This is a genomic window from Streptomyces sp. R41 (assembly GCF_041053055.1).
GTDB lineage: Bacteria > Actinomycetota > Actinomycetes > Streptomycetales > Streptomycetaceae > Streptomyces.
Map to the genome: position 1 here is coordinate 2,555,914 of NZ_CP163443.1, position 24,669 is coordinate 2,580,582.

Genomic DNA, 24,669 nt, shown 5'->3' on the forward strand with positions numbered 1-24,669 from the left:
GACCGCCATGCCGCTGAGCCACCCCCGCCGTTCGGCGCTGTCCGAGCAGGTCATCGCCGAGCTGCGGAACCAGATCACCTCGAGCGAGTGGCCGGTGGGCTCCCGCATCCCCACCGAGCCGGAGCTGGTCGAGCAACTCGGCGTCGCGCGCAACACGGTCCGCGAGGCCGTCCGCGCCCTCGCCCACAACGGCCTGCTCGACATCCGCCAGGGGTCCGGTACTTACGTCGTGGCGACCAGCGAGCTGGCGGGCGTGATGCACCGCCGCTTCGCGGACGCCGATCCGCGGCACATCGCCGAGCTGCGCTCCACCTTGGAGTCGAGTGCCGCGAAGCTGGCCGCGGAGCGGCGCACCGAGCGCGATCTGAAGCAGCTGGACGCGCTCCTCGTACGCCGGGAGGAAGCGTGGGAGTCGGGCGACGCGGAGGCCTTCGTGACCGCCGACGCGACCTTCCACCTGGCGGTGGTGGCCGCGTCCCACAACGACGTCATGACGGCGATGTACGCGGACCTGGGCGAGGTGCTGCGCGACTGGCTGCGCGAGGACGTCGGCAAGGAGCTGACGCCCGAGACGTACATGGATCACACCCGGCTCGTCGACGCGATCCGCGCGGGCGACGCGCAGGTGGCGGCTACGGAGGCCGCGGGCTATCCGTTCCTGTGCCGTCCGGGACGGCTCGGCGGGCAGGGTCCTGACCTCACCTCTGGTGGCTGATCCAGACCGAGCGGACCTCCTCCCAGCACCGGCCGGTGAGCCGCACCGTGGCGGCGGGCGCGGTGTCGACGAGGGCGCTGTCGGTGTCGAGGTCCCACCAGCGGGCGCACTCGATGTGCAGGCTGACCCGGTCGGTCTCCGGGTACGGGTTGTGGCAGTAGGCGACCACGTGGGAGCCGGTGACGCTGGTGCGGCAATCGGCACCGAAGAGCTGCGGGCCAACGGGTTTTCCGGCCCCCACGCGCGCGTGGGGCGTGGCGTCGTACGGCAGAGCCATCACCAGAGCGAGAGCGGCGAACACCGGGGCGAAGCGGCGGGACAGGCGCACAAGGGGGACCTCCTCGGCCGTACGGCTGCGGGGCGGTGCGTACTCCCAGCGTGCGCGGTATGGCGCCCGCGCCGCCCGACCGGATGGGCCGAATGGGCGACGCCCCGGTCCCCGTGCACTGCGGGAAACGGGGCGTCGGCCTGGCAGAGGAAATCAGGCGCCGATGGCGTGCAGACCGCCGTCCACGTGGATGATCTCGCCCGTGGTCTTCGGGAACCAGTCGCTCAGCAGTGCGACGACACCGCGCCCGGCCGGCTCCGGGTCCTTGAGGTCCCACTCCAGGGGCGCGCGGGAGTCCCACACGGCGGCGAGCTCGCTGAAGCCCGGAATCGACTTCGCGGCCATCGAGCCGATCGGGCCCGCCGAGATGAGGTTAGAGCGCACGTTCTGCTTGCCCAGGTCGCGGGCGAGGTAGCGGTTGGTGGCCTCCAGGGCGGCCTTGGCCGGGCCCATCCAGTCGTACTGCGGCCAGGCGTACTGCGCGTCGAAGGTGAGGCCGACGACCGAGCCGCCGTTCTGCATCAGCGGCAGGCAGGCCATGGTCAGCGACTTCAGGGAGAACGCCGAGACGTGCATGGCCGTGGCGACCGACTCGAAGGGCGTGTTCAGGAAGTTGCCGCCGAGGGCGTCCTGCGGCGCGAAGCCGATGGAGTGGACGACGCCGTCGAGGCCGCCCAGCTCCTCGCCGACGAGGTCGGCCAGACGGGCGAGGTGCTCGTCGTTGGTGACGTCGAGCTCGATGACCTTGGTGGGCTTCGGGAGCTTCTTGGCGATGCGCTCGGTCAGCGTGGGCCGCGGGAACGCGGTCAGGATGATCTCGGCGCCCTGCTCCTGGGCCAGCTTGGCGGTGTGGAAGGCGATGGAGGACTCCATCAGCACACCGGTGATCAGGACGCGCTTGCCCTCGAGAATTCCGCTCATGGTGTTCAGTGACCCATTCCCAGTCCGCCGTCAACGGGGATGACGGCTCCAGTGATGTACGAGGCGTCGTCCGAGGCGAGGAACCGCACCGTCGCGGCGATCTCCTCGGGCTGCGCGTACCGGCCCAGCGGCACCTGCGACACGATGTTCGCACGCTGGTCGTCGGTGAGCGCCTGGGTCATGTCCGTGTCGACGAAACCGGGCGCGACGACGTTGAAGGTGATGTTGCGCGAGCCGAGCTCTCGGGCGAGCGAGCGCGCGAAACCGACCAAAGCCGCCTTGGAGGCGGCGTAGTTCGCCTGCCCCGCCGAGCCGAGCAGCCCGACGACCGACGAGATGAGGACGACGCGGCCCTTCTTGGCGCGCAGCATGCCGCGGTTGGCGCGCTTGACGACGCGGAAGGCGCCGGTGAGGTTGGTGTCGATGACCGAGGTGAAGTCCTCCTCGGACATGCGCATCAGCAGCTGGTCCTTGGTGACGCCGGCGTTGGCGACGAGGACCTCGACCGGGCCGTGCTCGGCCTCGATCTCCTTGTAGGCCTGCTCCACCTGCTCGGTGTCGGTGATGTCGCACTTGACGGCGAGGAAGCCGGCGGGCGGCTCACCGGAGCGGTATGTGATCGCGACCTTGTCGCCGGCATCGGCGAACGCGCGGGCGATGGCGAGGCCGATGCCCCGGTTGCCTCCGGTGACGAGAACCGAGCGGCTCAACGGATCACCCTTTCGTTAGCGGAATGGAACCCCTGCAGGACAGGCGCCTTCATCGAAAACCTATCGGTCTCGTCCGCCGTGCGGAGAATCGGGCACCGACAGTGGGATCGGGGCCTCGCTGTCGGATCCCTACAGAAAGCAGTGGTCGGCCGACCGAAAGTTGCGGCCTGCCCGGGAAAGACGTGGCCGCCGGGCCCGCCCGCGCGACATGATCGGACCCGACAGGCCACGACAGCAGGGAGACCTCGGTGCCTCATTCCATCGACGAAGCCTTCACGGCGCTACCGCTGCGCGCCCTGGCCGACGCCGCGCTCGCGCGGGCGCGGGCGCTCGGCGCCGACCACGCGGACTTCCGGTTCGAGCGGGTGCGCAGCGCGGCCTGGCGGCTGCGGGACGCCAAACCCGCCGGGTCGTCGGACACCACGGATCTGGGGTACGCGGTCCGGGTGGTGCACGGCGGGACCTGGGGGTTCGCCTCGGGCGTGGATCTGACGATGGACGCCGCGGCGAAGGTGGCGTCGCAGGCCGTGGCGATGGCGAAGCTGTCCGCCCAGGTGATCAAGGCGGCCGGGTCCGACGAGCGCGTGGAGCTGGCGGGCGAGCCGGTGCACTCCGAGAAGACGTGGATCTCCTCGTACGACATCGACCCGTTCTCCGTACCCGACGAGGAGAAGGCGGGGCTGCTCTCGGACTGGAGCGCGCGGCTGCTGGCGGCCGACGGCGTCAATCACGTCGACGCCTCGCTGCTGACCGTGCACGAGAACAAGTTCTACGCCGACACCGCCGGAACCGTGACCACACAGCAGCGTGTGCGGCTGCACCCGCAGCTCACCGCCGTCTCCGTCGACGAGTCCAGCGGCGAGTTCGACTCGATGCGGACCCTCGCGCCGCCGGTCGGGCGCGGCTGGGAGTACCTGACGGGCACCGGCTGGGACTGGGAGTCCGAACTCGGGCAGATCCCGGAGCTGCTGGCCGAGAAGATGCGGGCGCCGAGCGTCGAGGCGGGCGTGTACGACCTCGTCGTCGACCCCTCCAACCTGTGGCTGACCATCCACGAGTCCATCGGCCACGCCACCGAGCTGGACCGGGCGCTCGGCTACGAGGCCGCGTACGCCGGGACCTCCTTCGCCACCTTCGACCAGCTGGGCAAGCTGAGGTACGGCTCCGAGCTGATGAATGTCACCGGTGACCGGACCGCCGAATACGGCCTCGCGACCATCGGGTACGACGACGAGGGGGTGGCGGGGCAGTCCTGGGACCTCGTCAAGGACGGGACGCTCGTCGGGTACCAGCTGGACCGGCGCATCGCGAAGCTCACCGGCTTCGAGCGGTCCAACGGCTGCGCGTACGCCGACTCCCCCGGGCATGTGCCCGTGCAGCGCATGGCCAACGTGTCACTCCAGCCGGATCCCGCCGGGATGTCGACGGAGGATCTGATCGGGGGCGTGGAGCGCGGCATCTATGTCGTCGGCGACCGGTCCTGGTCCATCGACATGCAGCGCTACAACTTCCAGTTCACCGGGCAGCGCTTCTTCCGGATCGAGAACGGCCGGATCACGGGCCAGCTGCGCGATGTCGCGTACCAGGCGACGACCACCGACTTCTGGGGTTCGATGGCCGCGGTGGGCGGCCCGCAGACGTATGTCCTGGGCGGTGCCTTCAACTGCGGCAAGGCCCAGCCGGGCCAGGTCGCGGCGGTCTCGCACGGCTGCCCGTCCGCCCTCTTCAAGGGTGTCAACATCCTCAACACCACGCAGGAGGCCGGTCGATGAGCGCCCGTACGAACAAGCCGCACGAGGTCGTCGAGCGCGCCCTCGAACTCTCCCGCGCCGACGGCTGTGTGGTGATCGCCGACGAGGAGTCGACCGCCAACCTGCGCTGGGCCGGCAACGCGCTGACCACGAACGGGGTCACGCGCGGACGCACGCTGACCGTGATCGCCACCGTCGACGGCCGCGAGGGCACGGCGTCCGGGGTCGTCTCGCGCTCGGCGGTGACCGCCGACGAGCTGGAGCCGCTGGTGCGGGCCGCCGAGGCCGCCGCGCGTGGCGCCGGTCCCGCCGAGGACGCCCAGCCCCTGGTCACCGGCGTGCCGGAGTCCCCCGACTTCACGGACGCGCCCGCCGAGACCTCGTCCGCCGTGTTCGCGGACTTCGCGCCGGCGCTGGGCGAATCGTTCGCACGCGCGCGTGCGGGTGGCCGCGAGCTCTACGGGTTCGCCAACCACGAACTCGTCTCCAGCTATCTCGGCACGTCGACGGGCCTGCGCCTGCGGCACGACCAGCCCAAGGGCACGCTGGAGCTCAACGCCAAGTCGCCGGACCGTACCCGGTCGGCGTGGGCGGGGCGGTCGACGCGGGACTTCAAGGACGTCGACCCGGCGGCGCTGGACGCGGAGCTGGCCGTACGGCTCGGCTGGGCCGAGCGGCGCGTCGACCTGCCCGCGGGGCGCTACGAGACACTGCTGCCGCCGACCGCCGTCGCGGACCTGCTGATCTACCAGATGTGGTCGGCGGCGGCCCGGGACGCGGCCGAGGGCCGGACGGTCTTCAGCAAGCCCGGTGGCGGCACCCGTGTCGGCGAGAAGCTCACCGAGCTGCCGCTGACGCTGCGCAGCGACCCGAACGAGCCGGGTCTGGAGACCGCCCCGTTCGTCCTCGCGCACTCCTCTGGCGACGACGCGTCCGTGTTCGACAACGGGCTGCCTCTCACGTCCACCGAGTGGATCCGCGAGGGCGAGCTGAAGCACCTGTCGACCACCCGGCACAGCGCGGGCCTGACCGGGCTTCCGGTGACGCCGTCGATCGGCAACCTCGTCCTGGACGGTGGCGAGGACCGCTCCCTGGAGGAGATGGTCGCCGCCACCGAGCGCGGTCTGCTGCTGACCTGCCTCTGGTACATCCGCGAGGTCGACCCGGCGACGCTGCTGCTGACCGGGCTGACCCGGGACGGCGTCTACCTCGTCGAGAACGGCCAGGTCGTCGGCGAGGTGAACAACTTCCGGTTCAACGAGTCGCCGGTGGACCTGCTGGGGCGGGCGACGGAGGCGGGGCGGACGGAAAAGACGCTGCCCCGGGAGTGGAGCGACTGGTTCACTAGGGCTGCGATGCCCGCCCTGCGGGTGCCGGACTTCAATATGAGCTCTGTCAGTCAGGGCGTATAACCTCGTACCTGATTACGAGACCACCGAAGGAGATACGAGAACCGTGACGGACATCGTCGACGAGCTGAAGTGGCGGGGGCTGTTCGCCCTGTCCACTGACGAAGATGCTTTGCGCAAGGCGCTCGCGGACGGTCCCGTCACGTTCTATTGCGGCTTCGACCCGACCGCGGCCAGCCTGCACGTCGGCCACCTGGTGCAGGTCCTGACCATGCGCCGCCTTCAGCAGGCGGGCCTGCGCCCGCTCGCCCTGGTCGGCGGCGCGACGGGCCAGATCGGTGACCCGCGCCCGACGGCGGAGCGCACGCTGAACGACCCGGAGACGGTCGCGAACTGGGTGACCCGGCTGCGCTCACAGATCGAGCCGTTCCTGTCCTTCGAGGGCGAGAACGCCGCGGTCATGGTGAACAACCTCGACTGGACCGCCGGCCTGTCGGCCATCGAGTTCCTGCGGGACATCGGCAAGCACTTCCGCGTCAACAAGATGCTGACGAAGGACTCCGTGGCCCGGCGCCTGGAGTCCGAGGAAGGCATCAGCTACACGGAGTTCAGCTACCAGCTGCTGCAGGGCATGGACTACCTGGAGCTGTACCGGCGCTACGGCTGCACGCTGCAGCAGGGCGGCAGCGACCAGTGGGGCAACCTCACCGCGGGCCTCGATCTGATCCATCGCCTGGAGCCGCACGCCAATGTGCACGCGCTGGCGACGCCGCTGATGACCAAGGCGGACGGCACCAAGTTCGGCAAGACCGAGGGCGGCGCCATCTGGCTCGACCCCGAGATGACGACGCCGTACGCGTTCTACCAGTTCTGGCTGAACGTGGACGACCGGGACGTCTCGACGTACATGCGGATCCTGTCCTTCAAGTCCCGCGAGGAACTCGAAGAGCTGGAGAAGCAGACCGAGGAGCGCCCCCAGGCCCGCGCAGCGCAGCGCGCGCTGGCCGAGGAGCTGACGACGCTGGTGCACGGCGCCGACCAGACGGCCGCCGTGATCGCCGCGTCCAAGGCCCTCTTCGGCCAGGGCGAGCTGGCTGAGCTCGACGAGAGGACGCTGGCCGCGGCCCTCTCCGAGGTGCCGCACGTCCAGGTCGCCGAGCTCGGCCTCGTCGTGGACCTCTTCGCGGAGGTCGGCCTGGTGGCGAGCAAGTCGGCCGCGCGCCGCACGGTCAAGGAGGGCGGGGCGTACGTGAACAACGTGAAGGTCGCCGCCGAGGACGCGACCCCCGCCAAGGAGGAACTGCTGCACGGGCGCTGGCTGGTCCTGCGCCGGGGCAAGAAGAACCTGGCCGCGGTGGAGGTCACGGGCGCCTGAGCCCGAGCACATACGTAGGGGGCGGCTCCGTCACGGGCCGCCCCCTACGTCGTACCGCCGAGCCTTCCCTTCGCACCGCCCGAACCTTCCGGCCACGCCGCCGAACCTTCCGGCGCACCGCCGAACCTTCCGGCAGCGCCGTCAGGCCTTCACCTTGTTGCCCCGCACCGCCATGTAGAGCATGTCGCCCAGGAACACGATGATGATCGCGGCCACGAGCTGGAACAGATGCCGCATCCAGTCGATGCCGGGGGTGGCGTCCACGCCGACCGCGCGCGCGATCGCGTTGCCGACGATGGCTCCAAGGATGCCGAAGATGGTGGTCAGCCAGAGCGGGCTGTGCTGCTTTCCCGGAATGATCGCCTTGGCGATCAGGCCCAGCACGAACCCGACGATGATCGCCCACAACCAGCCCATGTCTGCCTCCTCATACGGCTCTATGTGAGCAGTACGCCCAGTCTCGGGCTGCCCGCCATACGGCGCATGTCGGGCAGAGCCATACGCGGTACGACGCATCATGTCCGCCCAGTCAGGACATGACCCGGTCTCGAAGGCGACGCAGCCGCGGCGTAACGTGGAACGTGTTCGGGCCTGCTTCCTTGACCGGGTTCGGACCGGGTACGGACCGGGGAGCGTCCGATACAGGCGGGTGGTGGAACGTGATGCGGAAGCAGAGCAACGTCCAGGTCTTCCGGATCACCGGGGCCAGGCAGGGGCTCGAGGAGGACGTACGGGGCAGGCAGCGCCGCTATGTCATCTCGATGTCCGTCCGCACGGTCTCCGTGATCCTCGCCGCGACACTGTGGAACGTCGAGCGGCATGTCGCCATCGTCGCGCTGGTGCTCGGGCTGCTTCTCCCCTACATCGCCGTGGTGATCGCCAACGCGGGCCGGGAGAACGCACCGTCGCTTCCCTCGACGTTCGTCGCCGCCCCCACCCGTCCGATGATCGCTCCGCCGCGTGAGGACGGCTTCGCGGAATCCGTCCCGGAGGACGTCCCGGAAGATGTCGCGGCCGACCCCGGGGACACACCTGCGGGGCACGGCGCACGACCTGACGTGACCCCGACCTGACCACGGAGGATCCTCCGAAAACGGAATCCCGCCGCGCACCAAGCTCAAGAAAAGCTCAGATCAATCATGTTGTTCCAGTGCCGGGCGACGGGTTACCCGTGACATACTTCGTACGCGCTCCGCATCCCCCGTCGGAGCGACGGACCGACGCCGGGCAGCTCCCCCCGTGGCTGCTCGGCGTCGCCTTTTCGGAGCCGTCTAGGGTTGAGCCGTGACTTTCCCGCTCCCCGATACCTCCCCCGCAACTCCGCAGTGCTCGGCCAAGGGCTGCCGTGCCGATGCCGAGTGGGTGCTCGCCTGGAACAACCCGAAGCTGCACACGCCGGAGCGTCGCAAGACGTGGCTCGCGTGCGAGGAGCACCGCGAGCATCTGTCCAAGTTCCTTGGTGTGCGCGGGTTCCTGAAGGACGTCGTGAAGCTCGACGAGTGGGAGGAGCCCCAGCCGCCGGAGACCCGCTAGGGGCAGCTCAGCCGCCGGAGACTCGCGAGGGCTGGCTCACGAGGGCCGGCTCAGCCGCCGATCGCCGACATCGGGCGCTCCGGCTGCAGGAACGAGGGGTCGTCCAGCCCCGAGCCCGCCTTCTTGCCCCACATCGCGAGCCGCCATATGCGGGCGATCTCCTCGTCGGGGGCGTCCGAGCGCAGCGCGGCCCGCAGGTCGGTCTCCTCGGTGGCGAACAGGCAGGTGCGGACCTGGCCGTCGGCCGTCAGGCGCGTACGGTCGCAGGCCGAGCAGAACGGGCGGGTGACCGAGGCGATCACGCCGACGCGGTGCGGGCCGCCGTCGACGATCCAGCGCTCGGCGGGGGCGGAGCCGCGCTCGTCGGCGCCCTCCTCGGTGAGCTCGAACCGCGTGCGCAGTGCGGCGAGAATGTCACCGGCGGTGACCATGCCCTCGCGCTTCCAGCCGTGCTGGGCGTCCAGGGGCATCTGCTCGATGAAGCGGAGCTCGTAGTCGTGCTCCACGGCCCAGGCGAGCAGGTCCGGGGCCTCGTCCTCGTTCAGCCCCGGCATCAGTACCGAGTTGACCTTGACCGGGGTCAGGCCGGCGTCGCGGGCGGCTTCGAGGCCCTCGATCACGTCCTTGTGGCGGTCACGGCGGGTGAGGGTCTTGAAGACGTCGGGGCGCAGGGTGTCCAGCGATACGTTCACCCGGTCCAGGCCCGCCGCCTTCAGGGCGGTCGCGGTGCGCTTGAGGCCGATGCCGTTGGTCGTCAGGGACATCTGGGGGCGCGGCTCCAGGGCGGCGACCCGCTCGACGATGCCGACGATGCCGGGGCGCAGCAGGGGCTCGCCGCCGGTGAAGCGGACCTCGGTGATGCCGAGGCTGGTGACGGCTATGTCGATGAGACGGACGATCTCGTCGTCCGTGAGGAGATCGGGCTTGGCCAGCCACTGCAGCCCTTCTTCGGGCATGCAGTACGTACACCGCAGATTGCAGCGGTCGGTCAGCGAGACGCGCAGGTCGGTGGCCACTCGGCCGTAGGTGTCGATGAGCACGTGGGCCCCCTCCCTCGATCCGGATCACATCTTTCAGACACCTGCGAGCCTACGTGACGCAACCGACATCGACAGCGGCCGGATCCCACGAGGTACCGCTCGGCCCCGTCGTAGGGACCTACTAGTAGTGATCTACCAGCGTCTACGACGGGGCCGTCGGCGGTGCGGACTCAGTGCGCTCCCGTGCCCGTGAGGGACCGAACCTCCAGCTCGGCGTACTTGCCGGCGTCCGGCTCCTCCTTGGACAGGATCGTGCCCAGCCAGCCCAGCAGGAAGCCGACCGGGATCGAGATGATGCCCGGGTTCTCCAGCGCGAACCAGTGGAAGTCGACGTCCGGGAACATCGACGTGGGCTTGCCCGAGACCACCGGCGAGAACAGCACCAGGCCGACCGCGGTGACCAGACCGCCGTAGATCGACCAGAGTGCGCCCTGCGTGGTGAACCGCTTCCAGAAGAGGCTGTAGAGGATCGTCGGCAGGTTGGCGGACGCGGCGACCGCGAAGGCGAGCGCGACCAGTCCTGCGACGTTCAGGTCGCGGGCGAGGGCGCCCAGGCCGATGGAGACGGCGCCGATGGCGATCGTCGCGTAGCGCGCGGCGCTGACCTCTTGTTTCTCGGTGGCCTGCCCCTTCTTGATGACGTTCGCGTAGATGTCGTGCGCGAACGAGGAGGACGAGGCCAGTGTCAGACCCGCGACGACGGCGAGGATCGTGGCGAAGGCGACGGCCGAGATGGAGGCGAGCAGGATGGCGCCCCAGTTGGAGTCGACGCCTCCCAGGTGCAGCGCCAGGAGTGGTGCCGCCGTATTGCCCGCCTTGTTGGAGGCGACGATCTCATCCGGTTTGATCAGCGCGGCGGCGCCGAAGCCCAGCGCGAGGGTCATCAGGTAGAAGCCGCCGATGAGGCCGATCGCCCAGTTCACGGACTTCCGGGCGGTCTTGGCCGTGGGCACGGTGTAGAAGCGGATCAGGATGTGCGGCAGGCCCGCGGTGCCCAGGACCAGCGCCATGCCCAGGGAGATGAAGTCCAGCTTGGTCGTGGACGTGGCGCCGTACTTGAGGCCGGGCTCCAGGAAGGGCGTGCCCTTGCCGCTGTTGTCGGCCGCCTTGCCGAGCAGGTCGGAGATGTTGAAGTTGAACTTCAACATCACCAGGAAGGTGAGCAGCAGGGCGCCGACGATCAGCAGCACCGCCTTGACCATCTGGACCCAGGTGGTGCCCTTCATGCCGCCGATGGTGACGTACACGATCATCAGAACGCCGACCAGGGCGACGATGCCGATCTTGCCGCCGTCGCTGGTGATGCCGAGGAGCAGCGAGACCAGGACGCCCGCACCCGCCATCTGGGCCAGCAGATAGAAGATCGACACGACGATCGTGGCCGTGCCCGCGGCCGTACGGACGGGGCGCTGGCGCATGCGGTACGCGAGGACGTCGCCCATCGTGTACCGGCCGGAGTTGCGCAACGGCTCGGCGACCAGGAGCAGGGCCACCAGCCAGGCGACCAGGAAGCCGATGGAGTACAGGAAGCCGTCGTACCCGAAGAGGGCGATCGCGCCCGCGATGCCGAGGAAGGACGCGGCGGACATGTAGTCGCCGGAGACGGCGAGGCCGTTCTGGAAGGCGGTGAACTGGCGGCCGCCCGCGTAGAAGTCGGCGGCGCTCTTGGTCTGGCGGCCGGCCCAGACGGTGATGACGAGGGTCGCGGCGACGAACACCGCGAACAGGGTGATGATCAGTGGCCGGTGCTCACTGGCCTCACCGGCGGCCAGGGTGATCGCGGGGCTCATGCGCCGCCCTCCATCCGGGACTTGATGGCCTCGGCCTTGGGGTCGAGCTTCGCGGCGGCGTGCCGCGAGTACCACCAGGCGATGAGGAACGTGGTGAGGAACTGGCCGAGGCCCAGCACCAGGGCGACGTTGATGTTGCCGAACAGCTTGGTGCCCATGAAGTCGCCCGCGTAGTTGGAGAGCAGGACGTACAGCAGGTACCAGGCGATGAAGGCGACGGTGAGCGGGAAGGCGAAGGAGCGGTAGGAGCGGCGCAGTTCACCGAACTCGGCGCTCTCCTGCTCCTCGACGAACTCCTCGGTGGAGGGGAGTGGGGATCCGGCTTTCGAGGGTGGCGGTGCGTCGGTGGCCACGGTGTCTCCTCGCGTTACGGGTGCGGTTGCGACGGTGGACGGGGGCGAGTCGGAGCTCGCGGACGGGGACGGCTCGGGTACGGACATGCGGTTCTGACCTCACAGTGATGCGGATCACGTAACCAAAGGCGACGGTTCGACTCCTGTACGTAATCCAGTAGGGGGCTCGATCGTCCTCGGGCTCCCTGCTCAAGGTCACGGCGCCACGCGTGGACCGGTTCAACTCCCCCGACTTCTTTCGGAAGTCATCGACGGAAGTCATTGCTGGCCAGGTCGGACCGGGGATAGCTTCGGCCTGCACCACTCCGTCATGTACCTGCCCGAGCACCACCTGTGTTCGGGCAGCTCCGTTTTCCGGATGATGTGGAGATCCCATGGCTCATCTGCGATCCAGACGTCGCCTCGCCCTGGCCGTTCCGGTCGTTCTGTCGCTCACCGCCTCGCTCGGCTTCCTGCCGGGCGTCGCATCGGCCGCCCCGCTCACGGCGCCCGCCGCGACGAGCGCCGACGGCCCGAACCTGGCGTACGTGGTCAACACCAAGACCGACCACCACACGATCGAGTCGGTGAAGAAGGCGATCGCGGCGGCCGACGGCACCGTCGTCATCGCGTACGAGAAGATCGGTGTGATCGTCGTCCATTCCGCCAACCCGGACTTCGGGAAGCAGATCCGGGCGGTACGCGGAGTGCAGTCGGCAGGCGCGACGCGAACGGCGCCGCTGACGCCCGCGGGAACCACGGAGGAGGGCGCGGCGCAGGTGCTGTCGGCCGCGCAGGCCGCCAAGGTCTCGCAGAGCGCCACCACGGGCGAGGAGCCCCTCGAGGCCGACCAGTGGGACCTGCGCGCGATAGGCGCCGACAAGGCCGCGAAGATCAACCCGGGCAGCAAGAACGTGACGGTCGCCGTGATCGACGTCGGCGTCGACGACACCCACCCGGACATCGCCCCGAACTTCTCCGCCTCGCAGTCCGCGAACTGCGTGGGCGGCAAGCCGGACACCACGTACGGCGCCTGGCGTCCCGTGGACGCCGACCACTACCACGGCACCCATGTCGCGGGTGAGATCGCCGCGGCCCGCAATGGCATCGGCGTGGCCGGCGTCGCGCCCGGCGTGAAGGTCGCGGGCATCACGGTGGCCGAGCCGGACTCCACCCAGCTCTTCTTCCCGGAGAGCGTCGTCTGCGCCTTCGTCTTCGCCGCCGATCACGGTGTGGAGATCACCAACAACAGCTATTACGTGGACCCGTGGCTCTACAACTGCCTGGACGACCCCGACCAGCGGGCCATCGTCGACGCGGTGAACCGGGCCCAGCTGTACGCCCAGAAGAAGGGCACCCTGAACGTCGCCGCGGCGGGCAACTCCAACGACGACCTCGACTCGGACGCGCTCGTCGACGACTCCAGCCCCGACGACTCGACCCCGGTCACCCGCACGGTCGACCCGCACAAGTGCTTCGACGTGCCGACCCAGCTGCCGGGCGTCGTCACGGTGAGCTCGACCGGCGTCAAGGGCGCCAAGTCGTACTTCTCCAGCTACGGCGACGGCGTGATCGACGTCGCGGCTCCGGGCGGCGACAAGTACCAGATCCCGGACACGCCGTCGATGAACGGCCGCATCCTCTCCACGATGCCGAACAACCAGTACGGCTTCCTGCAGGGCACCTCCATGGCGACGCCGCACGTCGCCGGTGTCGCGGCGCTGCTGAAGTCCAAGTACCCCTGGGCCACCCCCGCCCAGCTCCAGGCGCTGCTCAAGGCTGAGGCGGACAACCCGGGTTGCCCGGCCGACCCGTACGACGGGGACGGCGACGGTGTCGTGGACGCCACCTGCGTGGGCGGCAAGCGCGTGAACGGCTTCTACGGATCCGGGATCGTGAACGCGCTGCGAGCGGTCAGGTAACCCGTTGCCGATCGTTGGATCAAGTAACCGCCGCTGACCGCCGGTTGAGCTTCCGCACGGCTCGTACAGCTCGTCCCGCGAATTGAACTGGAGACTAAATGACAGCGCCCTACCAGCGCTCCCGTCGCGCCATAGCGATCCCGCTCGGGATGGCCACGGCGACGGCCCTCGCCTTCCTGCCGAACGTCACCGCGTCGGCCGCGGAGGCGCCCCAGCAGGTTGCCGCCGCCGACGCGACCTCGCTCAGCTATGTCGTCAACGTCCGCCCCGGGCATGGCACTTCCGCCTCCGTGAAGAAGGCCATCGCCGAGGCGGGCGGCACCATCGTGACGTCGTACGACCAGATCGGCGTGATCGTCGTGCACTCGTCGAACGCCGACTTCGCCAAGACGATCCGTGGCGTGCGCGGCGTGGAATCGGCCGGGAACACGCGCAACGCTCCGCTGCCCGCCCAGTCGACCACCGACGTGGGCACGCCGAAGGCGCTCACCGCCCAGCAGGAGGAGGTGGCGAGCGCCGAAGCCGTCGACGGACAGGACCCGTTGGAGCCGCTGCAGTGGGATCTGCCCGCCATCAAGGCGGACAAGGCGCACGAGAAGACGCTCGGCAGCAGCAAGGTCACCGTCGCCGTGATCGACACCGGTGTCGACGACACGCACCCCGACATCGCGCCGAACTTCGACCGGGACGCGTCGGTCAACTGCGTGTCGGGCAAGCCGGACACGGCCGACGGGGCCTGGCGGCCCACGGCCGCGGAGAGCCCGCACGGCACGCATGTGGCGGGTGAGATCGCAGGCGCCAAGAACGGCGTCGGCATCACCGGTGTCGCGCCGGGCGTGAAGGTCGCCGGCATCAAGGTGGCCACCACGGCCGGCTACTTCTACACGGAGGCCGTGGTCTGCGGCTTCGTGTGGGCGGCCGAGCACGGTGTCGACGTCACCAACAACAGCTATTACACCGACCCCTGGTACTTCAACTGCAAGGACGACCCGGACCAGAAGGCCCTGGTCGACGCGATCACCCGCGCCTCGCAGTACGCGGAGAAGAAGGGCGCGGTCAACGTCGCGGCGGCGGGCAACGAGAGCTACGACCTGGCGGCCGACACGATCACCGACCCGGTCTCCCCGAACGACGGGACCCCGTCGGACCGGGTGATCGACCCGTCCAAGTGCTTTGACATCCCCACCCAGTTGCCGGGCGTCGTCACGGTCGCGGCGACCGGCGCGAAGGGCATCAAGTCGTCCTTCTCCAACTACGGCCTGGGCGTCATCGACATCGCCGCACCCGGCGGCGACTCGACGCGCTACCAGACGCCGGCCCCGCCCGCCACGAGCGGTCTGATCCTGGGCCCGCTGCCGGGTGGCAAGTGGGGCTACATGGCCGGTACGTCGATGGCGACCCCGCATGTCGCGGGCGTGGCCGCCCTCATCAAGTCGACGCATCCGCACGCCCCCGCCGCCCTGGTGAAGGCGCTGCTGTACGCCGAGGCCGACGCCACACCGTGCACCGACCCGTACGACATCGACAGCGACGGCAAGGTCGACGCGGTGTGCGAGGGGCCGAAGAACTACAACGGCTTCTACGGCTGGGGCACGGCGGACGCATTGGACGCGGTGACCAAGTAGGGCTTGTGTGCAGATGGGCCGGGCCGGGCGGACGATCCGCCCGGCCCGGCCGTCTCGTACGGCAGGATCTCCGGCATGCATGTGTACGAAGATCCCGCGACCTGGACTCCTGAACCGGTCCGGCCCACGTGGCAGTTGGTGCTCCGTTTCATCGCGACCGTGGTGTACGTCCCGGTGCTGTGCGTGGTGTGGGCGGCGACGGCGCTCGCCTTCATCGCCATCGGTCTCCTGGTGGAGGTGGTCGCCGCGTTCAGTGAACGTGTCGAGCACGACTTCGGAGAGTTCATGGGACGGACGCTGGACCGGCTCGGTGACCTGGCCTCCTGGTGCGTGTGGTGGCCCGAGGTGCGGCACGAGGGCGACACCGAGTACTACAGGGCGCGGGTCGACAAGGCGGTCGCCCGGTGGACCGCGGCGGCCTCGGCGCCGCGCAAGCCGAAGAAGGCGAAGCCGCCGGTCGAGTGCGCGATACCACTGCACGTCTACCGGGGCGTCGGCGGCAGTTACGTCGCCGAGGTCGCCCTCGCCCAGGGCTGGGAGCTGCGCCCGACGGACGTACGCAAGGAGGTGCGTCTGTGGTGGGCGGCCGCCTCTCATGTTGATCGAGTCCACCCGGCATAGTGCCTGTATGACGCATTCACCGATGGTTGCTGTGTGGGAGGAGCTGGGCGGAGATCCCGCGCTGCTCCCCCGGGTTTCGACCGTTGCGCGGGAGGGCGCGCTCAAGGCCCGGCTGCCTGTGCGGGAGTTGGCACGGGGCTGTGTGGGGGCGTGTGCGCTGGCGGCCGCCGAGTTGGCGGCGCGGCGGGCCGGGCTCGCGGAGGTGCCCCGGGTGCGGGTGGACGACGGGGCCGTCGCCACGGCGTTCGTCAGTGAGCGGCATCTGCTGATCGACGGGCGGGCGCCGGTCAGTTTCGCACCGTTGTCGCGGTTCTGGCGGACGGCGGACGGGTCGGTGCGGACGCACGCGAACTATCCGCATCACCGGGCAAGGCTGCTGGGCGCGTTGGGGCTTGCGGACGACGCGACGGTGGAGGACGTCGCCGGCCTGCTCGCCGAGCGGTCCGCGGCGGAGGTGGAGGAGACGGTGTACGGCGCCGGGGGCCTCGCCGTCGCGCTGCGCACGGCCAAGGAGTGGGCCGCGCACGAGCAGGGGATCGCGGTGGCCGGGCGGCCGTTGATCGAGCACGACCACGTGGACACCGCACGCGCGCGTGTGCTCCCCCCTCTCGACGGCGATCCGCTGCTGCCCGCCACCGGGGTGCGTGTCCTGGACCTGACCCGGGTCATCGCGGGCCCGGTCGCCACCCGCACACTCGCCCTGCTGGGCGCGGACGTGCTGCGCGTGGACGCGCCGCGGCTTCCCGAAGACCCCGACGCTCACGCGGACACCGGCTTCGGGAAGCGGTCGACGACGCTGGACCTGGCGACCGACCGGAGCACCTTCGACGAGCTGCTCGCTGCGGCGGACGTCGTCGTCACCGGGTACCGGCCCGGCGCGCTGGACCGGTTCGGGCTCTCCCCCGAGGCGCTGGCCGAGCGCAAACCCGGGCTGATCGTGTCGCAGTTGTCGGCGTGGGGAGCGTACGGGCCATGGGGTGAGCGGCGGGGCTTCGACAGCCTGGTGCAGGTGGCCACCGGGATCGCCGCGACCGAGGGCTCGCCCGAGCAACCGGGTGCGCTGCCCGCGCAGGCCCTCGACCACGGCACGGGCTATCTGCTGGCGGCGGCCGTACTGCGCGCGCTGACCGAGCAGTCGGAGCAGGGGTACGGCCGGGTCGTACGGCTGGCGCTGGCGCGGACGGCGGCCTGGCTCACGGACGGGATCGAGCGGGGTGAGGCGGGGCCTGCCAAGATTGGTGAGGCGAGGCCCGTCGAGCGGCGCGAGGGGCAGGACCTGGCGTACGACCGGCCGGACGCCTGGCTCGCCGAGCGGGACAGCGGGATCGGACGGCTGCGGTACGCCCTGCCGCCGGTCTCCTTCATGGGCGGACCGGCCGACTGGGCGCGACCGCCGGGGGCTTGGGGGACGGACCCGGCTCGGTGGGCCTGAGCCGGACGGAACCGGACCGAGTGCGGTCGGCCGCCCCGGACGGACACGGCCTTCGATCGGCCTGAGTCTCGGAGCAGCCGGGAACGTACCTATGAGCGGAATGCCGTCCCATCAGTTGTTTCGATCCACTTGCCCAGATCTGTAACGCATGTTGAAGATCGTGAGGTGACGTTGACAAGACCCTCGGCCGACGTGGCGGACGCGAGCGGGCCGACGCGGGGCCGTGTCACCGGCCGGGCCGTCGCCGTACTCGCCCTGGTGGCCGTCGCGGCCTTGATACCACTGCTCGGCCCGCGCACCGCGCTGCAGGGTACGGGCGAGGCCGCGGCGCCCGGCGTCGGCGGCATCGCCGTGCTGCGTACGGTGCTGTTCGCGGCGCTGTGCGTCCCCGCGGGCGAACTGTTCGCGGCCCGGCTGGCCCGCCGCGTGCCCGGGGCGCCGCTGGAGGACGCGCCCCGCAGCTGGGCGCCGTACACCGCTGCCGCCGGGTTCGTCGCAGCGTTGGGGCTCGCCTCCGTCGTGGCGACCGGCAATCTGCTGCCGCACCACCTCTCCGACATGGACGTCGGCGGGCTCTACCGGACCCGGGACGGAAAGCTGGCGCTCCTGGAGGTCAACGCGTTCGCGGTGGCATGGCTGTGCGCCCGCTCACGCCGACCGGGCGCCCAAGTGTGGCCACTGGCCGCACTGGTGGTCGCGGAGGCGCTGCGCGCCCACCCCGCGACGGAACACGGCACGCTGGTCGGCTCCGGTCTGACACTCATTCATGTCACCTGCGCCGCGCTGTGGGCGGGCGGTCTGCTGCACGTCCTGCGGATGCTGCGGAAGTGGCGTGTCACGGCTTCGGAGGCGGGTGCCGCGCTGCTCGGCCTCTACGCGCGCGTGGCGGCCGTCCTGTTCGCGGCGATCACCGCGACAGGCATCTGGAGCGCGCTGCGCCGCATGCCGCCCGGCACGGTCCTGGACCAGCTGACGTCGACGGCGTACGGCCGCACCCTGCTCGCCAAGGTGCTCGTGGTGGCCGCCGTCGCCGTCCTGGCCGTGTGGGCGCGACTGCGGCTGCGCCGGGCGGCGGACCCGCTCAGTGCCTACTCCCCCGCGCGTGCGGAGGTCGTGGCACTGGGCGTGGTCGTCGCCGTCTCGGGTGTGCTGACGGCACTGCCGGTGCCGATCAGGTGGTGACCGTCAGTTGGTGACAAGCACCTTGAGGGCGGTCCGCTCGTCCATCGCCTTGTAGCCGTCGGGCACGCCCTCCATGTCGACCGTCATGTCGAAGACGGGCGACGGATCGATGGTCCCGTCGAGGACGTCGGGCAGCAGCTCCGGAATGTACGCGCGCACAGGCGCGACACCGCCGCGCAGGGCGATGTTCCGGTCGAACATGACGCCCAGGTCCAGGCCCGTACCGCTGCCGTGCGGGACGCCGACGAAGCCGATGGCGCCGCCGTCGCGAGTGATGTTCACGGCCGTCTTCATGGACTGCTCGGTCCCGACCGCCTCGACGACACAGTGCGCGCCCTGTCCCCGCGTCAGCTCTCGCACGGCCTCGACGGCCGCGTCGCCGCGCTCGGCGACGACATCGGTGGCGCCGAAGCGACGCGCGATGTCCGTACGCGCCTGGTGGCGTCCGAGCGCGATGATCCGCTCGGCCCCGAGCCGCTTGGCGGCCAGCACGGCGCACAGTCCGACGGCCCCGTCGCCGACGACGGCGACGGTGGCGCCCTTCCGGGCCCCGGCGCCGAGGGCCGCGTGATGGCCGGTGCCCATGACGTCGGACAGCGTCAGCAGGGCCGACAGCAGATGGTCGTCGGAGGCCGCGTCCTTGGGCAGCTGTACGAGGGTGCCGTCGGCGAACGGCACGCGCACGGCCTCGCCCTGCCCGCCGTCGTACCCCACGGCACCCCAGAAGCCGCCGTGCTCGCACGACGTGGTGAGCCCCTCGCGGCAGTAGTCGCACACGCCGTCGGACCACATGAAGGGCGCGACGACCAGGTCACCGCGCCGGACACCGGTCACCTCGGAGCCGGTGTCCTCCACGATGCCGAGGAACTCGTGCCCGATCCGCTGACCCGGCTGCCGGGCCGCCTCGCCGCGGTACGCCCACAGGTCGCTGCCGCAGATGCAGGCGCGCAGCACCCGTACGACCGCGTCGGTGGGCAGCTGTGCCACGGGCTCGGGCACGTCCTCCACGCGCATGTCGTACGGGGCGTGGATGGTGGTGGCGCGCATGGCGAGGATCCTTCTCGTGCGGGGCGTCGGTGGATGCGCTCAGGGGGTGGTTGAGCGCATCTCACCGTACGCCGCCGTCGGCGCGGGGCGCGCGCCGAGGGTGCCCAGCACTCCGCGGACCAGCAGATACTGTGCCGCGGCGTAGGTGAGCATGATCCAGAAGTCCGGCCTCGGGAGCTGCGGCCAGTCGGCGACCCCGGTGGCGATGAGCGTGTCCGAGAGCATGAAGAGAGCGCCCCCAAGACCCGCGACGAGCCCGAGCCGGCCGGCCCCGTACGCCATCGCGGTCAGCAGGAGGCTGTAGCCCGCGACGGGGATACGAAGACCGGCGGGCAGGTCGGGCCACAGGAGGATGACGGTGGCCACGAGGGCGATGACGTATCCCCCCGCGAGCCAGGTTCCACGCGCGCGTGGAGTGCCTTTTGCGAAATGAGGCTTGAAGAGCACGAGGTAGCACACGTGCCCCGCCGCGAAAGAGGCCATCCCGACGAGGAAGGCCGGGTCGGCGTCGGACAGGAGCATGACGTCGCCGCCCCAGCCGCAGAGCAGCGCGGCGACCAGGAGCCGCGGGCCGCCGCGTACACCCGCGTGGGCGGCGAGCAGTGGCATCAGGAGCGGCTTGGCGATCCGGTGCCCGAGGTCGTACCCGGCGGCCAGGGAGACGAGGTCGACGACCACCGCGAGAGCGAAGGCGACGAGCAGCACGCGCGCGTGGCGTGGGTTCACGCGACGGGCTCCGTGACCGGCTTCTTCGCAGTGACCGCTCCGGCCGGCTGCCAGCCGGGCCCGCGGAAGACCCGCCCCGCGCGCTCGCGCCAACTCGCCGCCGCCTTCAGGTCCCTGGCGATGGCGGCGTACTCATGGGTGGCCACCCGCAGGGGGTTGTACGTGGCGATGTTCTTGGTGAGCCCGTAGACGGGCCGCTCGGTCTCGGCGACGAAGGATCCGAAGAGCCGGTCCCAGACGATGAGGATCCCGCCGAAGTTGCGGTCCAGGTAGCCGCCTTGGGAGGCGTGGTGCACCCGGTGGTGCGACGGGGTGTTGAAGACGAACTCGAAGGCCCGGGGCAGCTTGTCGATGCGCTCGGTGTGGATCCAGAACTGGTAGACGAGGTTCGCCGACGAGCAGAACGCGAGCGCCGCCGGGTGCACGCCCAGGGCGATCAGCGGGACGTAGAAGGGCCACACGGTGAGGGACGTCCACGGCTGGCGCAGGGCGGTGGTGAGGTTGAACTTGCGGCTGGAGTGGTGGACTACATGGCAGGCCCAGAGGATGCGGATGACGTGATGCCCGCGGTGGGACCAGTAGTAGAAGAAGTCCTGGGCGAGCAGCATCAGCGGCACGGTCCACCACAGGACGGGCACGCGGAGGGGTGTGAGCTCGTAGATCGCCGTGTAGACCGCGACGATCGGGATCTTCCACAGGAAGTCGAAGACGAGGCTCCCGAGCCCCATGCCGACACTCGTCGCGGCGTCCTTCGCCTCGTACCCCGCGGCGTCCTCGTCCGGATGGATCCGGACGCTCACCATCTCGATCACGGTGAGCAGCACAAAGGCGGGTATCGACCACAGCACGACATCGGGCAGGTTCGGCATGGGTGCACCGTAGAACCGCTGGTCGGCTGCGGCTAGAGGTTGTTACCCACAAGTATTACCGGCGGTACGCGCTTGCTTCTTGGTGATCTCCGCCAATGGCCGTGCGGCACCGGACAGCGCGTTCACACGCCGGCCGCCCCGAGCAGGGCCCCCGCCGCGTACGTCACGGCCATCGCCAGGGCGCCCCCGGCCACGTTCCGCAGCACCGCCCGCCCCGCGTCCGCCGAGCCCAGCCGCGCGCTGCTCCAGCCGGTGAGGACGAGCGCGGCCAGCACGGACACGACCGTGACACCGAGCCGCCAGTCCGCCGGCGGGAGCACGATCGCCAGGAGCGGCAGCAACGCGCCCACGGTGAACGAGAGGAAGCTCGCCCAGGCCGCATGCCACGGATCGGTGAGCTGGTCGGGGTCGATGCCGAGCTCCACGCGCGCGTGGGCCTTCAACGCGTCCCGTTCGGTCAGCTGGACCGCCGCCTCCCGGGCCACGTCCCGTGACAGGCCCCGCTCCTGCAGCAGGTCCGTCAGCTCAGCGAGCTCGGCCTCCGGCTGCTCCTTGAGCTCGCGTTTCTCCATGGCCAGGGCGGCCAACTCCGAGTCCCGCTGGGTGGAGACGGACACGTACTCGCCCGCCGCCATCGACATCGATCCGGCCAGCAGTCCCGCGAGACCCGCCGTGAGCAGCGCGGAGCGGTCGGCGGTGGCACCCGCCACGCCGACGACAAGGCCAGCGGTGGAGACGATGCCGTCGTTGGCGCCCAGGACCGCGGCCCGCAGCCAGTTCAGCCGCGAGCCGAGCGCGCCTGCGTGGGCTTCGTCGTGCGTTGGTTCGGTCACAGGGGGAGGATCGCACTCCGGGCGCCCACAGCCGCGTACCGACCCCTTGGGGTGTCACCACACCCGTACCGACCCTCCCTTCGCGAACACCGGGCTCGTCGCGTCCGCCGGCGGAGCGCCGAGCGGCTCGGCGATCTCCGCCACCGTGGGACCGACTTTCGCCGCGATCCCGTCCAGGTACGCCAGGTCGAAGCCGTACACGCGGGCCGCGTTGCCGCCGACCATCGCGGCGATCTCCTCCCGGGGCAGGCCCGCGTAGGCGATGCGCAGGCCCTCCCGGGAGTAGGGGTGGGTGCCCTCGTCGTGCGGGTAGTCGCTGCCCCACATGATCTTGTCGAGGCCGATGCGGTCGCGCAGCGGCACCTCGTGCGGGCGCATGAAGCTGGCGCCGACGAAGCAGTTGTCCCGCCAGACTTCCGAAGGGCCCTTGCCCATCGCCGCGGCCAGTCCCGCGCCGAACTTCGACTCCGCCGTCGACGCCTTCGTGGCGGCCGCCACCAGCCGCCCGTGGTAGTAGTCCAGCATGTCGAGCACCCCGGGGATCCACCCCGAGCCCTGCTCGGTCAGCACCAGTTTCAGGTCCGGGTGGCGGCGGAACGCACCGCCGAAGATCAGGTGCCACAGCGCGCGGTGCGAGAACCAGGTCGTCTCCACCATGAACACCGCCCGGGCGGCAGGTTCGTCGCCCAGGGGCGGCGACGCCGAGCCCGCGTGGTGGTTCACCGGGACGCCCAGCTCCGCGCAGACCGCCCAGATCGGGTCGTACGCCGAGGAGTACAGCTCGGGCAGACCCGAACCCGGCGGGGTGCCGGGCAGCAGGAGGCCGCCCCTGAGGCCCGCACCCGCCGCCCGGCGGATCTCCTTCACCGCCTCGTCCACGTCGTTCAGGAGGATCTGGAACACGCCCGCGCGGCGGCCAGGAGCTGCCGCGCAGAAGTCCGCGAGCCAGCGGTTGTGGGCGCGCAGCCCGGCCCACCGCTGCTCGAACTCCTCCGCCGTCGGGGCGGGCGCCATCAGGGAGGCCGACGGGAAGAACGGCGGGATGGTGTTGGGGAAGACCACCTCCGCGACGATCCCGTCCTCCTCCAGCTCCGCGAGGCGCCGCTCGGAGTTCCAGTTCTTGTCGGCCGTGTCGGCGAGCAGGTCCTCGTACGGATTGACGTATGTGGCCGCCCACGCGTCGAACGCTTCGTGGTGCCGCCTCTCCAAGTACGGCTTGTAGTCGAGAAGATCGGCGCCCGCGTGACAGTCCGCGGAGATCACCGTGTACCGATCGCTCATGACGTGGCTCCCAGGACCGGGAAGTCGTGGTCGGTCAGCCAGTGGCGGCCCACCTCGCGCGAGCGCGCCCAGGACGCCTCCACGGCCGTCTGGTCGTCGCTCTGGCCGAGGTCGGCCGGCGTCGGGCCGATGCGCCGGGCGAGCGGTGCCAGCGTCTCGACGTCGAAGCCGAAGATCTCCGCGGCCGCCAGGCCCAGCATCCGGCGCGTCTCCTCGACCGGGATGTCATGGAAGGTCTTCGCCAGCCACGCGCGCGTGTCGGGCCAGGTGCCCTCGGGGTGCGGGAAGTCGCTGCCCCAGAGGATGTTGTCGACGCCGATCTCGTACCGCTGGGCCAGTTCTCGGCGCTTGGTGTTCGTCGCGCAGATGAAGAGCTGCCGGTCCAGGTACTCGTGCGGAGGCCGCTTGAGCTCCGCGAAGGGCGACAGCTTCTTGCCGCCGTGCGCGCCCAGGTAGAGGCGGTCCATGAACCAGAGGAGGTTCGGCAGCCACCAGCAACCGGACTCCGCGACCCCGAACTTGAGGCCCGGGTGCCGCTCGAAGACTCCCGACCACAGCAGGAACCAGAGGGGACGGGCGGGCCACCACGTCACCTCGCTGACGTAAATACCGAGGTGGTCGCCGTACTCGTGGCGCGGCGCCGCCCCGGAGTGGGTCACCACCGGCATCCCGCACTCGGCGGCCGCCGCCCACACGGGGTCGTAACGCCGGTCGTGGTACGGCTCCTTGTCGACCCACATGGAGGGGATCATCAGGGCGCCGAGCCCCGACTCCTTCGCCCGGTACACCTCCTCCACCACGCGCGACACCTCCGCCGTGATGGGCAGCAGGGCGACTCCGCAGTGCCGTTCCGGGTTCTCGGAGACGAAGTCCGCAAGCCAGCGGTTGTGCGCCTGCGCGCCCGCCATGCCGAGCTCGGGGTCCTGGTCGCCGGAGAGGCCGAGGCCCACGCCGAAGGGGGCGGCCGTCTGGCTGTCCACGGCGTCCGCGTCCGGGAAGACGACCTCCGCGGCCACGCCGTCGCCGTCCAGCTCCTTGAGGCGCTGCGCGGTGTCCCAGCCGCCGCGCAGGCCTTCCTCGTTGTCCTGGAACCACTTGTTCGCGAACGCCTCGTTGCGGATGCCGAGCCGCGTCATCTCCTCGCGGCGCCGGTCGCGGCCCGCGAGGAACTCGTCGAAGTCCCGGTGGAAACGGGGGTCCAGATAGGGCCGGTACTCCTCGGTGGGGAGTCCGGCGTGGCAGTCGGAGGAGATGATCAGGTAGGGGTCCTGGCCGGCCATCGCCCGC

The 24,669-nt window shown here is 70.4% G+C and carries 24 protein-coding genes; 11 read left to right on the forward strand and 13 right to left on the reverse strand.

Features of this window, described 5'->3' with window-relative positions; translation table 11 throughout:
- The first annotated feature begins 7 nt into the window (after positions 1 to 7).
- The gene (locus AB5J53_RS12035; protein WP_369245616.1) at positions 8 to 715 is read left to right on the forward strand and encodes a FadR/GntR family transcriptional regulator; all 708 of its coding nucleotides are present in this window, start codon (positions 8 to 10) and stop codon (positions 713 to 715) included.
- Here AB5J53_RS12035 and AB5J53_RS12040 read toward each other — a convergent pair.
- The 3 genes from AB5J53_RS12040 to fabG all read right to left on the reverse strand — a co-directional run bounded on the left by AB5J53_RS12040 (position 699) and on the right by fabG (position 2,674).
- A complete protein-coding gene (locus tag AB5J53_RS12040) occupies positions 699 to 1,043 on the reverse strand; it encodes a hypothetical protein (RefSeq protein WP_369245617.1) in 345 nt (114 codons plus the stop codon). The genes AB5J53_RS12035 and AB5J53_RS12040 overlap by 17 nt on opposite strands.
- Positions 1,044 to 1,196: 153 nt before the next feature.
- The gene (gene fabI / locus AB5J53_RS12045) at positions 1,197 to 1,964 is read right to left on the reverse strand and encodes an enoyl-ACP reductase FabI (protein WP_369245618.1); all 768 of its coding nucleotides are present in this window, start codon (positions 1,962 to 1,964) and stop codon (positions 1,197 to 1,199) included.
- Positions 1,965 to 1,969: 5 nt separating this feature from the next.
- Positions 1,970 to 2,674, reverse strand: coding sequence for a 3-oxoacyl-[acyl-carrier-protein] reductase (fabG, locus tag AB5J53_RS12050; protein ID WP_189187409.1), 705 nt, complete (start codon positions 2,672 to 2,674; stop codon positions 1,970 to 1,972).
- 248 nt (positions 2,675 to 2,922) lie between these two features.
- On the opposite strand from fabG, the gene AB5J53_RS12055 reads away from it, so the two are divergent.
- From AB5J53_RS12055 to tyrS, 3 genes are read left to right on the forward strand one after another with little or no spacing between them, the layout of a single operon-like run.
- Entirely contained in the window at positions 2,923 to 4,446 is a 1,524-nt protein-coding gene (locus AB5J53_RS12055; RefSeq protein ID WP_369245619.1) for a TldD/PmbA family protein, read from the forward strand.
- Positions 4,443 to 5,837 carry a metallopeptidase TldD-related protein gene (locus AB5J53_RS12060; protein ID WP_369245620.1) on the forward strand — a complete coding sequence of 465 codons (1,395 nt, stop codon included), beginning with the start codon at positions 4,443 to 4,445 and terminating at the stop codon, positions 5,835 to 5,837. The genes AB5J53_RS12055 and AB5J53_RS12060 overlap by 4 nt, the downstream gene beginning before the upstream one ends.
- A gap of 43 nt (positions 5,838 to 5,880) precedes the next feature.
- Positions 5,881 to 7,149 (forward strand): tyrosine--tRNA ligase, encoded by a 1,269-nt coding sequence (gene tyrS / locus AB5J53_RS12065; protein WP_369245621.1) that lies wholly within the window; start codon positions 5,881 to 5,883, stop codon positions 7,147 to 7,149.
- Between the two features lie 141 nt (positions 7,150 to 7,290).
- On the opposite strand, the gene AB5J53_RS12070 is transcribed toward tyrS, so the two are convergent.
- The gene (locus tag AB5J53_RS12070) at positions 7,291 to 7,566 is read right to left on the reverse strand and encodes a GlsB/YeaQ/YmgE family stress response membrane protein (RefSeq protein ID WP_369245622.1); all 276 of its coding nucleotides are present in this window, start codon (positions 7,564 to 7,566) and stop codon (positions 7,291 to 7,293) included.
- A 245-nt stretch (positions 7,567 to 7,811) separates the two neighbouring features.
- Here AB5J53_RS12070 and AB5J53_RS12075 point away from each other — a divergent pair, with 245 nt between their 5' ends.
- Positions 7,812 to 8,222 carry a DUF3099 domain-containing protein gene (locus AB5J53_RS12075; RefSeq protein ID WP_369245623.1) on the forward strand — a complete coding sequence of 137 codons (411 nt, stop codon included), beginning with the start codon at positions 7,812 to 7,814 and terminating at the stop codon, positions 8,220 to 8,222.
- Between the two features lie 211 nt (positions 8,223 to 8,433).
- Positions 8,434 to 8,682 carry a hypothetical protein gene (locus AB5J53_RS12080; RefSeq protein WP_369245624.1) on the forward strand — a complete coding sequence of 83 codons (249 nt, stop codon included), beginning with the start codon at positions 8,434 to 8,436 and terminating at the stop codon, positions 8,680 to 8,682.
- Positions 8,683 to 8,732: 50 nt separating this feature from the next.
- Here AB5J53_RS12080 and moaA read toward each other — a convergent pair whose 3' ends face one another.
- From moaA to AB5J53_RS12095, 3 genes are all read right to left on the reverse strand, one after another.
- A complete protein-coding gene (gene moaA, locus AB5J53_RS12085) occupies positions 8,733 to 9,722 on the reverse strand; it encodes a GTP 3',8-cyclase MoaA (protein WP_369245625.1) in 990 nt (329 codons plus the stop codon).
- A 170-nt stretch (positions 9,723 to 9,892) separates the two neighbouring features.
- Complete coding sequence (locus AB5J53_RS12090) at positions 9,893 to 11,512, reverse strand: cation acetate symporter (protein ID WP_369245626.1); 1,620 nt, start codon at positions 11,510 to 11,512, stop codon at positions 9,893 to 9,895.
- A complete protein-coding gene (locus AB5J53_RS12095; protein WP_369245627.1) occupies positions 11,509 to 11,865 on the reverse strand; it encodes a DUF485 domain-containing protein in 357 nt (118 codons plus the stop codon). The genes AB5J53_RS12090 and AB5J53_RS12095 overlap by 4 nt, the downstream gene beginning before the upstream one ends.
- 374 nt (positions 11,866 to 12,239) lie before the next feature.
- Between AB5J53_RS12095 and AB5J53_RS12100 the strand changes: the two genes are divergently transcribed.
- The 5 genes from AB5J53_RS12100 (at position 12,240) to AB5J53_RS12120 (ending at position 18,626) form a co-directional block, all read left to right on the forward strand.
- Positions 12,240 to 13,766, forward strand: a complete 1,527-nt coding sequence (locus AB5J53_RS12100) for a S8 family serine peptidase (RefSeq protein WP_369245628.1) — start codon at positions 12,240 to 12,242, stop codon at positions 13,764 to 13,766.
- A 98-nt stretch (positions 13,767 to 13,864) separates the two neighbouring features.
- Entirely contained in the window at positions 13,865 to 15,391 is a 1,527-nt protein-coding gene (locus AB5J53_RS12105) for a S8 family serine peptidase (RefSeq protein WP_369245629.1), read from the forward strand.
- A 75-nt stretch (positions 15,392 to 15,466) separates the two neighbouring features.
- Positions 15,467 to 16,012, forward strand: coding sequence for a hypothetical protein (locus AB5J53_RS12110; RefSeq protein WP_369245630.1), 546 nt, complete (start codon positions 15,467 to 15,469; stop codon positions 16,010 to 16,012).
- 7 nt (positions 16,013 to 16,019) lie between these two features.
- Complete coding sequence (locus AB5J53_RS12115) at positions 16,020 to 17,444, forward strand: CoA transferase (RefSeq protein WP_369245631.1); 1,425 nt, start codon at positions 16,020 to 16,022, stop codon at positions 17,442 to 17,444.
- A 171-nt stretch (positions 17,445 to 17,615) separates the two neighbouring features.
- Positions 17,616 to 18,626 carry a CopD family protein gene (locus AB5J53_RS12120; protein ID WP_369252179.1) on the forward strand — a complete coding sequence of 337 codons (1,011 nt, stop codon included), beginning with the start codon at positions 17,616 to 17,618 and terminating at the stop codon, positions 18,624 to 18,626.
- Positions 18,627 to 18,629: 3 nt separating this feature from the next.
- Here the strand turns inward: AB5J53_RS12120 and AB5J53_RS12125 are convergent, their stop codons facing one another.
- The 6 genes from AB5J53_RS12125 to AB5J53_RS12150 form a co-directional block, all read right to left on the reverse strand.
- Positions 18,630 to 19,673 (reverse strand): zinc-dependent alcohol dehydrogenase family protein, encoded by a 1,044-nt coding sequence (locus AB5J53_RS12125; protein ID WP_369245632.1) that lies wholly within the window; start codon positions 19,671 to 19,673, stop codon positions 18,630 to 18,632.
- Between the two features lie 39 nt (positions 19,674 to 19,712).
- On the reverse strand, positions 19,713 to 20,399 hold the full coding sequence (locus tag AB5J53_RS12130) for a lysoplasmalogenase (RefSeq protein ID WP_369245633.1): 687 nt from the start codon (positions 20,397 to 20,399) through the stop codon (positions 19,713 to 19,715).
- Entirely contained in the window at positions 20,396 to 21,268 is an 873-nt protein-coding gene (locus AB5J53_RS12135; protein ID WP_369245634.1) for a sterol desaturase family protein, read from the reverse strand. The genes AB5J53_RS12130 and AB5J53_RS12135 overlap by 4 nt, the downstream gene beginning before the upstream one ends.
- A 122-nt stretch (positions 21,269 to 21,390) precedes the next feature.
- Positions 21,391 to 22,101: a VIT family protein gene (locus AB5J53_RS12140; protein WP_369245635.1), complete on the reverse strand. Its 711-nt coding sequence runs from the start codon at positions 22,099 to 22,101 to the stop codon at positions 21,391 to 21,393.
- A gap of 54 nt (positions 22,102 to 22,155) precedes the next feature.
- On the reverse strand, positions 22,156 to 23,382 hold the full coding sequence (locus AB5J53_RS12145; protein ID WP_369245636.1) for an amidohydrolase family protein: 1,227 nt from the start codon (positions 23,380 to 23,382) through the stop codon (positions 22,156 to 22,158).
- Entirely contained in the window at positions 23,379 to 24,662 is a 1,284-nt protein-coding gene (locus tag AB5J53_RS12150; protein WP_369245637.1) for an amidohydrolase family protein, read from the reverse strand. The genes AB5J53_RS12145 and AB5J53_RS12150 overlap by 4 nt, the downstream gene beginning before the upstream one ends.
- Between the last annotated feature and the right edge of the window lie 7 nt (positions 24,663 to 24,669).